The organism is Hymenobacter qilianensis (assembly GCF_014638675.1).
Taxonomy (GTDB): Bacteria; Bacteroidota; Bacteroidia; order Cytophagales; family Hymenobacteraceae; genus Hymenobacter; species Hymenobacter qilianensis.
Map to the genome: position 1 here is coordinate 613160 of NZ_BMFN01000003.1, position 12242 is coordinate 625401.

The 12242-nt window shown below is 55.2% G+C and carries 9 protein-coding genes; 5 read left to right on the forward strand and 4 right to left on the reverse strand.

All coding sequences use genetic code 11. The features are described 5' to 3' along the window. The first annotated feature begins 252 nt into the window (after positions 1–252). From IEW06_RS16970 to IEW06_RS16980, 3 genes are all read left to right on the forward strand, one after another. Positions 253–1512 carry an efflux RND transporter periplasmic adaptor subunit gene (locus tag IEW06_RS16970; RefSeq protein ID WP_188548628.1) on the forward strand — a complete coding sequence of 420 codons (1260 nt, stop codon included), beginning with the start codon at positions 253–255 and terminating at the stop codon, positions 1510–1512. 75 nt (positions 1513–1587) lie between these two features. Further along, complete coding sequence (locus tag IEW06_RS16975; RefSeq protein ID WP_187731649.1) at positions 1588–2277, forward strand: ABC transporter ATP-binding protein; 690 nt, start codon at positions 1588–1590, stop codon at positions 2275–2277. 207 nt (positions 2278–2484) lie between these two features. Beyond that, complete coding sequence (locus IEW06_RS16980) at positions 2485–4914, forward strand: ABC transporter permease (protein WP_187731648.1); 2430 nt, start codon at positions 2485–2487, stop codon at positions 4912–4914. A 129-nt stretch (positions 4915–5043) separates the two neighbouring features. Here IEW06_RS16980 and IEW06_RS16985 read toward each other — a convergent pair whose 3' ends face one another. Continuing rightward, positions 5044–6702 carry an N-acyl-D-amino-acid deacylase family protein gene (locus IEW06_RS16985; RefSeq protein ID WP_229743154.1) on the reverse strand — a complete coding sequence of 553 codons (1659 nt, stop codon included), beginning with the start codon at positions 6700–6702 and terminating at the stop codon, positions 5044–5046. Positions 6703–6840: 138 nt separating this feature from the next. On the opposite strand from IEW06_RS16985, the gene IEW06_RS16990 reads away from it, so the two are divergent. Both IEW06_RS16990 and IEW06_RS16995 read left to right on the forward strand, forming a co-directional pair. Further along, entirely contained in the window at positions 6841–7290 is a 450-nt protein-coding gene (locus IEW06_RS16990; protein ID WP_223284478.1) for a DUF983 domain-containing protein, read from the forward strand. 153 nt (positions 7291–7443) lie between these two features. Next, positions 7444–8313, forward strand: a complete 870-nt coding sequence (locus IEW06_RS16995) for an AraC family transcriptional regulator (protein WP_187731647.1) — start codon at positions 7444–7446, stop codon at positions 8311–8313. Between the two features lie 46 nt (positions 8314–8359). Here IEW06_RS16995 and IEW06_RS17000 read toward each other — a convergent pair whose 3' ends face one another. The 3 genes from IEW06_RS17000 to IEW06_RS17010 all read right to left on the reverse strand — a co-directional run bounded on the left by IEW06_RS17000 (position 8360) and on the right by IEW06_RS17010 (position 12111). Beyond that, complete coding sequence (locus IEW06_RS17000) at positions 8360–9220, reverse strand: aminotransferase class IV (RefSeq protein ID WP_187731646.1); 861 nt, start codon at positions 9218–9220, stop codon at positions 8360–8362. Beyond that, positions 9210–10340: a DmpA family aminopeptidase gene (locus tag IEW06_RS17005; RefSeq protein ID WP_187731645.1), complete on the reverse strand. Its 1131-nt coding sequence runs from the start codon at positions 10338–10340 to the stop codon at positions 9210–9212. The genes IEW06_RS17000 and IEW06_RS17005 overlap by 11 nt, the downstream gene beginning before the upstream one ends. A gap of 226 nt (positions 10341–10566) precedes the next feature. Next, entirely contained in the window at positions 10567–12111 is a 1545-nt protein-coding gene (locus tag IEW06_RS17010) for an aldehyde dehydrogenase family protein (protein ID WP_187731644.1), read from the reverse strand. Positions 12112–12242 lie beyond the last annotated feature (131 nt).

Consider the following 12242-nt stretch of genomic DNA (forward strand, 5'->3'; position numbering starts at 1 on the left):
TGCCTACCATAAACTATACTAAATAAAATAATCTCCCTTTCCGACTTTCTGAGCGGGTTTTTGTTTGGGCTGCCTGCATAGTTGTATCACTAGCGCACACTTAGTTGTATCGAAAGCGAACAGTTGGTGCACGTATACGAAATACGTCTTAAATAACTACTTAATAATCAATATTTTAACTAGCTGGCACTATCCTTACTAGTACAGATGGTAAGGCCTTGAAAAAGGCATCCAAAGCATTTCAAAAGTTACATGGACGTTCCCATTCAAAAGAAAACCTGGACGCTTCGTAAGCTGCTGCTTTCCGGCGGAATTGTGGTGGTGCTGGCGTTGCTGGCGGCAAGCTACTTCTCCTCGGCAGGCTCCAGCAAGCTCAACGTCGATCCGGAGCGCATCACCATCAGCGAAGTTACTCGGGGGGCTTTTCAGGAGTTTATTCCGATTGACGGCACTGTGATGCCCATCAAAACCATCTACTTGGACGCTACCGAAGGCGGCACCGTGAAGCGGGTGCTAGTAGAAGATGGTGCTACGCTCACGCCCGGCCAACCGATTCTGGAGCTCACCAACACAGACCTGCAGCTGGAAATGGTGAACCGCGAAACGGCAGTGTTCGACCTGATGAATAACCTGCAGAACACGCGCAACCTGATGCAGCAAAACCGCATTCAGCAGCTCAACCAGTTCGCTGATATTGAATTTCGACTTAAGGAAGCCAAGCGCATTTATGAACTGAATAAGTCGCTTTATGAGCAGAAAGTCATTTCGCGGCAGGAGTTTACGGAAAGCCAGAACAACTACCAGTACCAGGTGCGCAAGCGGCAGCTCACTAACCAAACGCTGCAGCAGGATTCGGTAGCCATGCGCCAGCAGGTCAATCAGATGCAGGAGTCGGTGGGGCGCATGCAAAGCAACCTTGCCCTGATGCACAAGAAGATGGATGACCTGACCATTAAAGCGCCCGTGGCGGGTCGTATTACGTCGCTGAACGCGGAAGTGGGCGAGTCGATTGCGCCGGGGCAGCGCATTGGGCAGCTGGATATGCTGAATGGTTTGAAGGTGCGCGCCAACATTGATGAGTACTACATCTCGCGCATTTTTCCGGGTCAGAAAGGTGAGTTTATGCTCGACGGCAAGCGCTATGAGCTTAGCGTCAAAAAGATCTTCACGCAGGTAAATAAAGGTTTGCAGGTAGACTTAGAATTCGTGGGAAATGCCCCCCAGAGCATTCGCCGCGGCCAGACGCTGCAGGTGCGGTTGTCCTTAAGCGACCAAACCCAGGCGGTGCGCGTGGCTAAGGGCGGATTCAACCAGAAAACCGGCGGCAACTGGATTTTCAAAGTCAATGAGGACGGCACCAAAGCCTACCGAACCGACATCCGCCTGGGGCGCCAAAACCCTGATTACTACGAAGTACTCGAAGGCCTGAAGCCCGGCGATAAAGTAGTGACTTCCAGCTACGAAGGCTACGAAGACATGGGCGAGCTAGTACTCAAAGACAAAGAGAAATAAAGCCCCCCAGAGCCGGAAATACAACCAAAAACAACGTCACAGAAATAAGCATAAACTAGCCCAACCACCAGCCTTATGATCCAGATTGAAAACCTCGAAAAAGTGTACCGCACGGAGGAAGTTGAAACCAAAGCGCTCAACAAAGTATCCCTCGTGGTGAACGACGGAGAGTTTGTAGCCATCATGGGGCCGTCGGGGTGCGGGAAGTCTACTTTACTGAATATCATCGGGTTGCTGGATGAGCCCGACGGTGGCAGCATCAAGTTTGCCGGGACGGAAATAGCCCATTACAACGAGCGGAAGCGGGCCGATTTGCGCAAGCGCAACTTAGGGTTTGTGTTCCAGAGCTTCAACCTGATTGAGGAGCTTACAGTGCTGGAAAACGTGGAATTACCGCTGATTTATCTGGGCGTAGGCGCGGCGGAGCGCAAGCAGAAAGTGGAAAAGGTGCTGGAGAAAATGCAGATCATGCACCGGCGCAACCACTTTCCCCAGCAGCTCTCCGGTGGTCAGCAGCAGCGCGTGGCCGTGGCCCGGGCGGTGATAAATGCCCCCCGCCTGATTCTGGCCGACGAGCCCACGGGTAACCTCGATTCGAGCAACGGCAACGAGGTGATGGAACTGCTCACGGAGCTCAACGAAGCCGGCACTACCATCATCATGGTGACCCACTCCGAGCATGATGCCCGCTACGCCCACCGTGTCATTCGGCTGCTTGATGGCGAGGTAGTGATGGAAAACGTGCACAAGCAGTTCACGGTCTAATGTGTGTTTGGGGTTTCTTAAAACCCGCGTCTGTCATACAGAGCACCGCGAAGCATCTCGCGTGTTTAGCGGGATTAGTAATCTAAACGTCAGCACGCGAGATGCTTCGCGCTGCTCTGTATGATGGTCTATTTGCATTTCAGGTCGTCAAAAAAGCCCCCCACAGCTTCATCCACCGCATTTACGTACCGTTTAATTGCCTTCTGTATGTTCACGAATTACCTGAAAGTTGCCTACCGCAACCTCATCCGGCACAAGGGCTTTTCGTTTCTCAATATTGCTGGTCTGGCGCTGGGCCTCACAGCTTGCCTGCTCATTGGCCTCTTCGTGTTCGATGAGCTGCAGTACGATAAGTTTCTGCCCAACGGCGACCGGGTGTACCGCGTGTATACGCAGGGCACTACCAGCGAATCGCCGGAAAGCATGGCCTCCGTCCCGCCTATGTTTGCCACCACCATGAAGCAGGAATTCCCGGAGGTGGAGCAGAGCATGCGCATTCTGATGTACTCGGCCATTAGCCTGCTGGAGGTGGGCGACAAGAAGCTATACATAGAGAACGGTCTCATCGCCGACTCCACCTTCTTCGATATTTTCCCGCTGCCCTTCAAATACGGTTCGGCGGCTCAAGCCTTGGATGCGCCCGCCTCTGTTGTGCTGGCGGAAGACGTGGCCAAGCGTTTTTTCGGCGACGAAAACCCGGTTGGCAAAGAGCTTAAGATGAATAAGCAGACTTTATTGGTGAAAGGAGTGATTCAGAATAATCAATCGAAATTTCACCTGAAGGTCAACTATGTCATTCCTCTTTCGGCGGCTGAGATACCGGCCGAGCGCATGAGCAGCTGGGGTTGGCAGCAGTTTTACACCTATGTGCGGGTGAAGCCGGACACGGATATCAAGCAAACCCAGGCCAAGCTGCAGGACTATATCACGCAGAAGGTGCAGCCCCTGATGCCCAAGGATGACCCCATTGGGTTTGTGCCTTACCTGCAGCCGTTGCAGGATATCTACTTACACTCGGCAAACTTCAAGTTCGATACGGGGCCCCGAGGCAACATCACCTACGTGAAGGCGCTGAGCATCATTGCGGTCTTTATTCTGCTGATTGCGTGCTTCAACTTCGTGAATCTGGCTACGGCTAAGTCGGTGCAGAGAGCCAAGGAAGTTGGTATTCGCAAAACCATCGGGGCCAGTCAGCAGCAACTGATGCTGCAGTTTTTGATCGAAACCGTGCTGCTCACCTTTATCAGCGTCGTTATTTCGGTGGTTCTTGCCTCGTTGTTGCTGCCCGCACTCAATGACTTTACGGGCAAGGACATGAGCTTCAATCTGCTCACCAACCCAGTTGTCTTTCTGCTGTTGGTTGTGCTGACGCTTGTGGTTGGTTTAATAGCCGGCTTCTATCCGGCGTTGGTGTTATCAGGCTTCAAGCCAGTGAAGGTGTTGAAAAGCACTGTAGTAAGCGAGGGAATGTTTGGCCGCGTACAGTGGCTGCGTCACGGCCTGATCGTCATCCAGTTCTCCCTGACTATCTTCTTGCTAATCAGCGCGACGGTGGTCTTTCTGCAAGTGAATTATCTGCACACCAAAGACCTGGGGTTTAACCGCGAGCAAATCATGTTTTTCCCCATGCGGGGCGACAACATGAACAGGAGCTACGAAACCTTCAAAAACGAGCTTGCCCAAGGACCCGGCATTTCTTCGGTTTCTATTGGCTATGGCTTTCCCGGGGATGCCGTCGCCGGCGACCAGATTATAGTTCCGAAGGATGGCGAGCAAAAGCTCCATTCCACCACCCACTTGATGGTCGACTACGATTACATCAAAACCTTAGGCCTGGAGCTGGTGAACGGTCGGAATTTCTCAAAGGAGTTGACCACGGATAAGAGCCAGGCCTATATCATCAATGAAACGGCCGTTAAAGAATTTGGCTTGGGCACACCCCAGCAGGCCATTGGCAAAACCTTAATATGGCAGCGTTTAGGCCCATCCCAGCCTGACTCAGTCAAGAAAGGGCAAGTCATTGGCGTGGTCAAAGACTTCCATTACAAGAGCCTCTACGACAAAGTAGAGCCGGCGGTGCTGCATATTCACCCCGACGATTACTGGAAAGTGGCCGTGAAAATGAAGGGCGAAAATATCAGCCAATCGGTGGCCCATGTGAAAGATGTGTGGGGCAAATTCTCGCCTGATTATCCCATTGAATACAAGTTTCTAGACGAGAACTTCGACCAGATGTACAAGGCCGAAGACAAGCTCAAATCCTTGCTCTGGATCTTTACAGGCGTCGCTATTTTCGTGGGTTGTCTGGGCTTATTCGGGTTGGCTACTTACGCGGCCGAGCGCCGCAAAAAGGAAATCGGCATTCGGAAAGTGCTGGGGGCCGATGTGTCGACCATTGTTGGGCTGTTGTCCAAAGAGTTTGTTAAGCTGGTGGTAGTGGCAGCCGTTATTGCTTTCCCGATTGCCTGGCTGGTGATGCGTAAATGGCTGGAGGACTTTGCTTATCGCATCGATATTCCGCTGTGGGTCTTTGTTGCGGCCGGCGTGGCAGCTGCTCTAGTAGCTTTCCTGACGATTAGCTATCAGGCAATAAAGGCAGCAACGACGAACCCCATCAAAAATCTTCGCACCGAGTAAGCTTTAACTAACAACATCAGAAAGGCTCTTGGCAAAAGCTCTCTGGGGGGCTTTTTCCGAGGGCCTTTCTGATGTTGGGGTACTCTGAATTAAGATCTGGTAGTACTGCAGAAAAAGGCCAGCCCAGTACTACAACTGCCGGCCCGGACCGTATAGAATTTGCCCCCAGCGGGTGCCAGTGTGGCGGCCGTCGCGCAGGGTGAGGCGGCCATTTACCAGCACGTACTGCATGCCCACAGAGTATTGGTGGGGCTTCTCGAAGGTAGAGCGGTCCGCTACGGTAGCAGGATCGAAGACGACAATATCAGCGACGAAACCGGGACGAAGCAGGCCCCGATCGGTAAAGCCGAAGGTTTGGGCGGGCAAACTGGTCATGCGACGGATGGCTTCTTCTAAGGTCAGGACGCGCTTTTCGCGCACGTAGTGGCCCAGTACACGGGCGTTGGAGCCGTAGCCGCGCGGGTGCGGCACACCCTCCTGCCACACCCGGATGCTGGCATCGGAAGCCACCATATTCTGCGGGTAGCGCATAATGTTTTGCACGTCCGTTTCGCTCATGCCGTGAAATACCATGCCCGCGTCGTGTTGAAGCACCAGATCAAGGATTGTAGCGGCCTCAACGCGGGCCTTGTGCCGACGGTCTCGCATGCGGTTGATTTCTTCTATGCTGCGGCCATTGTAGCTGGTATCGGGCGGAAAGCTGGCTACTACGGCGTAGCTGAAGTGCTTGAGCTTGCGACGCCGCAACCGCGCCACCATGCTGGCCTCCACAGCCTTGCGCACGGCGGGGCGTGCCAAGCGGGCCTGCAGAGAGTCGCGGCCATCGGCCTGCACATCCTCGGGAATCAGAGTGCTGAGCGAGGTGGAGCTGGCCGTGTACGGGTATTGGTCGATGGTGACTTGCTGGCCAGCCTGACGGGCCGACTCGATAAGATTGAGCAGATCGGCGGTACGACCCCAGTTCTGTTGTCCACCCAATTTGAGATGAGAAATCTGCACGGGCAGCCCACCCTCGCGGCCTACGCGCAGCGCCTCCCGAATGGCATAAGTGACGCTGTCGGACTCGTTGCGCATATGGGTGGCGTAGAGGCCCTGATGGCGGCCCGCTACTCGCGCCAGGCGCACCAGCTCGGGAGTGCGGGCGTAGGTGCCGGGAATGTAAATCAGACCCGAAGACAAACCCACCGCTCCGGCCCGCATGGCGCTGTCTACCAGGCTTTCCATACGCAGCAGCTCCGTTTCCGTAGGTGTGCGCTGCGCCCGGCCCATCACCGCCTTGCGCACGGTGCCATGCCCCACCAGCGATGCCACATTCACCGACAAGCGTAGGCTGTCCAGCACCTTAAAATAGCCCCCCAGCGGTAGCCGCGACGAGCCGCAATTGCCGGTTACTACGGTAGTCACGCCATCGTAGATAAAGTTGTCGGCGGTGGGCTGGTGCACCTCATCATCTTCGATGTGGGTGTGCACGTCGATGAAGCCCGGCGCAACGGCTAAGCCCTTCGCGTCCAGCACGGTATCGGCCGGATAGTCGGCCGGCAGTCGGCCCACGGCCGCAATGCGGCCCGCCCGAATGGCCACGTCGCCTAGAGTCCACGTGTTGCCGGTGCCGTCGTAGAGACGGCCGTTGCGGATAAGAATATCGGCCTTCGGGGTTTGGGCTGAGAGAGCTTGGGCGAATAGCAGCAGAGCAAATAGCAGGACGTGGCGCATAGGGGCTAAGGTAGCGCCAAGCGTAGAATAGTAGCGCAATATCACGGCATCATCGTTCAGTGAAAAGGTGGGCATACTGCTAGCAACAAGTCCTACACCAACCCAAAGCCGACAGATCGTTGATTTGTGCGGTAACTACCCGAGTTTGTGTCTTACCTAGCTAATGCACCGAGACTATCTTTGTACTATCAAATTATTCATAATCAAACTGTTATGAAACCTATTGATTCTTCCGCGTTAGCCCTTCTGGATTTGCGCTGCCCGCGCTGTCATCAGGGCAAGTTGTTTTCCTATCCTGCATACAACCTGACCAAGTACGCCGTGATGCCCGAGCGATGCCCGGTGTGCGAGGTGCAGTATGAGCCCGAGCCTGGCTTTTACTGGGGGGCAATGTTTGTGAGCTACGCCTTTTCGGTCGCGTGTTTTGCCGTGGGTGGAGTAGCAACTTACTACCTCTTTCATGACCCGGCGGTGTGGGTATATGTGCTGATGGTAACGGGCTTCGTGCTGCTCACGGCGCCGCTTACGCTGCGCTACTCCCGCGCCATCATGCTGTATCTGTTCGGCTTCGTTCACTACGACCCGAAGTATAATAACCGACCCTCAGCAGAGTCTGGGTCGAAGCCCGACAAGCGGAAGAGCACTTTAAGAGTAGTCGCTTAAATAACGCAGAATGCCAGCCTGCACAGGCTGGCATTGCTTTTTAGGCTGATTCCAGGTTGATGCGGTAGCAGAAGAGCCGCTTTCGGAAGCGAACGTTGCGTAGCTTGCGCAGACGAGTTAGGGCCACTATACCGGCCCCGACCTGCCGTCTGTATGAAAGCTCCGTCGCTGCCTGTTCTAGCCCTTGCTGCCTTTCCCTCGCATCAGCAGCACCTGTATTACATTCAGCAGTTGGAGGTGCACGTGGCGCAGTTTCCGCATGTGCAAGAGCCGCACGCCCACGATTTTTACCTGCTGCTCTACGTCACGCACGGCCACGGCACGCACACCATCGACCTGATAACCTACGACCTGCGGCCGGGCAGCCTGTTTTTTCTGATGCCGGGGCAGGTTCATTCCTGGTCGCTGTCGGATGATACCCGCGGATTTATTCTATTTTTCAGTGAGGCCTTCTATCTGCAGCAGTTTCCGGCGAGCAGGCTGGCGGCATATCCGTTTTTTAACCCGACCAATGAGCCGGTTGTTTACTCCGTGCCTGCTGAAGCCGGCTTGCTGCCTTTATTAGAACGCATCTACCAAGAGAATACGGCCGCCTTGCCGGCCCCAAACAGTGACGTTGTCGTGAGGGGCTATCTTTTTCTGTATCTGGAGCTTGCGGCGCGCTTGTATCCGCACGAGACACCGCCTGCGCCCGCTTATGCGCAGCAGCATGTGCGGGAGTTTGGCCGGCTGCTAACCCAGCATTTCCACGCCGAAAAAACGGTGGGCTACTATGCCGAGCGCTTGTCGCTGACGGCGAACCATCTGAACGCCATCTGCCGCCGCCTACTCAACAAAACCGCCAGCGACCTGATTCATGAGCGAGTCGTAACGGAGGCCCAGCGCCAGCTGAAACACTCGGCGCAGTCGGTGGCGCAAATTGCCGACGCACTAGGCTTTGAGGATGCCTCCTACTTTACTCGCTACTTTAAAAAGTACGCAGGCCAGACACCCGAAGCTTTTCGGCAGCACCAAAATGCCTGAGCATGACAAATGGCGTGTGCCGGGTTGCCTCTGCCTGCTCTATTGCCTAGTTTATGACAACCGTTTGCTGCTGTTGTTCTTCCATTTGAAGCAGTGCCTGGAGTAGAGCCATAGTTACTGGGCCGGGCTTGCCAGTGCCTAGTACTACATCATCAATCTGCACGACTGGCAGTACCCGCTTGGTGGTGCTGGTCAGGAAAGCTTCTTTGGCCTGATATATATCGTCAAGAGTTACCGTGCCCACTGTTACTGGATAGGGTTGCTCAGTCAGCGCCAAGACATTGCGGCGCGTGATACCCGCCAGCACGTTGGTAGCGGGGGTAACTACCGTGTTGTCATGCTTTACCAGAAAGAAATTGGCGCGCGGAAATTCTGTTACAAAACCTTGATGGTGGTAAAGCACATCGTCGGCATCCTGGGCCTTAATCTGCTTGATAAGCCGGATACCCATGGAGTAATTGATGGTTTTGGCCGGCGGGATTTCGCGCAGGTAGTCGTGCGTTATTACTTTGATGCCCCTTGCTACCTGCTCGGGCGTAGGCAGCATCAATGGCTGCTGTATAATGAGGAGGTTGGGCTCGACGGGGTTGTAGCCGTCGGCTGAGTAGCCGCCGGTCAGGATCATCTTAATGCCAGACAGCGGCAGGTCGTTACGCCGAATCAGGGCTTGAATCACCTCGATCAGCGCCGGGCGTGCCAAGGGTACAGTCAGCTCCATGAGTTGCGCCGATTGGTAGAAGCGGTTGAGGTAATAATCGAGAAATAACGGCTGCGCCGCATGTACCTTGAAGAAATCGAACACGCCGTAGCCACGCTGTATGGCCAGGTCGCTGACATGCAGAAATGCCTGTTCAAGAGGCGTGATCTGGCCGTGGATATAAGCGTACAGAGGCTGGTTAGCGGGCATGATGTTGCTTTAAAATCTTTAGAACCTTATCCAGCGGCAAAGCCTCAATGCGCTGTTGCTGCTTGCCCTGCATGGTTTCGGCCTTGAAAAGCGAGTTGATAATGGCTTCTTCCGTGGCCTCAATAACCGCCAGAAACAGTGGCGACATTGCTTCATTGGTGAGTGTGGTAGTCGTTTGAGTCGTAGCCGTCGACGCATACGGCACGCGCAAGCCCGGATGAGTGGAGAAAGCGATGATATAGTCGCCGCTACCGTTCGTGGCTATGCCACCCGTTTTGCCCAGGCCCAGGAAGGCACGTTTGGCTAGGCGCTCCAGGTTGCGGGCATCAACAGGTGCATCGGTGGCTACCACAATCATGCAGGACCCATCGGCGCGGTCTTTCAACTGCTGACTCAGGTAAAACTGCTCTAGCTCCTGCCCTACCGGCGCTCCATTGACCTGGAGCACGCCGCCAAAATTTGTTTGCACCAGCACGCCCACAGTATAGCCCCCCAACTTGGCAGGCAACAGGCGCGAGGCGGTACCGATGCCACCCTTAAAGCCAAAGCACACCGTGCCCGTACCGGCACCCACGTTGCCCTCCGCCACCGGGCCTGCCTGGGCCTGCTCAATGGCGGCCAGCACGTGTTGCTCCGTGATATAACGGCCACGTATGTCGTTGAGGCCACCGTCGTTGGTCTCTCCTACTAAGGCATTTACCGACTGTACCGCTTCGTTGCCGGGCTGCCGCAGCACATACTCTACCACCGCTTTCATAGCCGTGCCCACGCTGAGCGTATTGGTCAGGACGATGGGCGTTTCAAGGTTGCCGAGTTCTACTACTTGGGTGCTGCCCGCCAGCTTACCAAAGCCGTTACCAACGTATACCGCCGCCGGTATTTTCTGCTGAAACACGTTGCCGGCGTGCGGCACAATGGCTGTTACCCCGGTCCGCACTTCTTGGCCTTGCACCAGGGTAGTATGCCCTACGCGCACGCCTTGTACATCGGTAATGGCATTGAGCACACCGGTGGGCAGCACCCCAATGCGGATGCCATACTCTCGGGCGCGTTTACGTTCTTGACTTCGAGCCTGTAAGGCCAAGCCTACAAGTAACAGCACGAGCAAGGATAGTTTCATGTGGTGGGGCAAGAAGAGTAGTTAAGGGTATCAGGCGGAGAGTTATGTACCAGCGAAAAGCTTAAACGAGCAGTGGCGCATTATTCCTTCAGTGGGTGCACAGGAAGCAAATGCTATGTAAAGCAGTCGACTTTCAAATCCTTCGTCCTACCAACATAAGTAAAAGGCCCGAAAAAGCCCCCAGGATCCTTTTTCGAGCCTTTATAAGCTTGAATGAAACTAGCGTTTAAATCTTATCCGGCAGCAACGTAGCTTCTTCGTAATTACCCAACACCGACTGTCCAGGGCCACCTTCTGTCACGGCTTCGACCAACAATTTGCCCCCCACGAAGGCACCCTTCCAACTCTCGCCCAGGCCACCAAAAACTTCTTCACGGTCGCCGCGGGAGCGCAGCTTGTTGAGGCCCACTTTGAAGGCACGCACTTCCTTGGCCGTGCGACGAGCCAGCTTCTCATCGTCGGAGGCGATGGCTGCTACCAGCGCGCCGTTGCTGATGTTCATCTCGCCCACCAGCTCCTCTACCCTATCCACGAGCACAATGCTGTCGATGGGGCCGAAAGGCTCTTTGAAGTACAGCTCACTCTGGCGAGGCAGGTTGACGAGAGCACGGGGCGCCACGTAGGCCGAACGGTCCTGGCCGGGCAGGAATAGGCTGTCGTCGAGCTTGCCTTCATAAATGGGCGTAGCGCCAGTCTGGAGGGCGTTTTTGTACAACCGGTCCAGATCCTGGGCCTGTTGGGCGTGAATAACGGGGCCAAACGCTAAGTCCGGCAGCTTGTCGTCGGCGTTATCAACGAGCGTGGGGTTGCCGACTTTCAGGCTGCGGATGGCGCTTTGGTAGGTTTCCAGAAACTGCGGAAACAGGCGGCGCTCCACCACGAAGCGCACGTAGGCCGTGCAGCGCTGTTTGCCATAGTCGTAGCCTTTTTTGAGCTGATCGGCCATGCTGTTCCAGTCGCTGTAGTCCCAGATGCCGTAGGTGTTTACGCCTTCCATTTCCAGCATATAGCGCTTATTATGAGCGCTTAGGGCGTCGGCAATGTTGCGGCCGTTGTAGCGGCCGCCTACAAAGCTGAGGCAGTCGATGGCATCGTGCTTCACCAGCACGTCGCTCAATTCGCCCCCCGGACCGCTCACCAGTGTGACGGGCAGACCGCAACGGCGGGCAATGGCGAAGGTGAGGCTAAGAGAGATAAAACCGCCGTCGGTGGGCGTTTTGGCAATAACGGAGTTGCCGCAGAGCGCCTGCACCAGCACCGCGTGCAGCAGCACCGACATGGGGTAGTTCCAGGAGGCAATGTTGCTCACCAGCCCCAGGGGCTTGCGCTGCCCCAGCATCTCCTCGATATTATCGACGTACCACTGCACGCCCTCAATAGCCCGGTCGATGTCGGTGAAGCCCAGCTTGTAAGTTTTGCCGATTTCCCAGATGAGCAGCTTGCCCACTAAATCAACCTGGTCGCGGAGCTGATTGAGGCAGTCCTGAACCCGGCTTTTGCGCTCGTCGAGGTCGGTGGCGGCCCAAGCGGCGGCTTCCTGCTTAGCGAAAATGACGGCCCGGAGCCCGGTTTCGTGGTCGAGCATGGGCAGGGCGCCCAGATCGGTGCCGTCTACGGGCGAGGTGAATTTGCGGGGCTTGCCGGGCTCCTGCCAGCGACCTTCCATCAGGTTCAGAAACTGACCGTCGGGCGTCAGGATTTCGGGGGTAACACTTTTAACCTGGCTCAGCAAGTAACTGAACTCGACCTGGGGGGCAATTATTTTGGGCATAGTGCAGGAAAAGAGCCATTTGTGAAGTTGAGGTCAACTTGGCTCTAGGAGGAAAGAGGTAGTGGTTTAGGTTAGAACACTAAGGCTGCTATCGGACTCAGCAGCTTAAAATCTCAAATTAAGAAATCCAA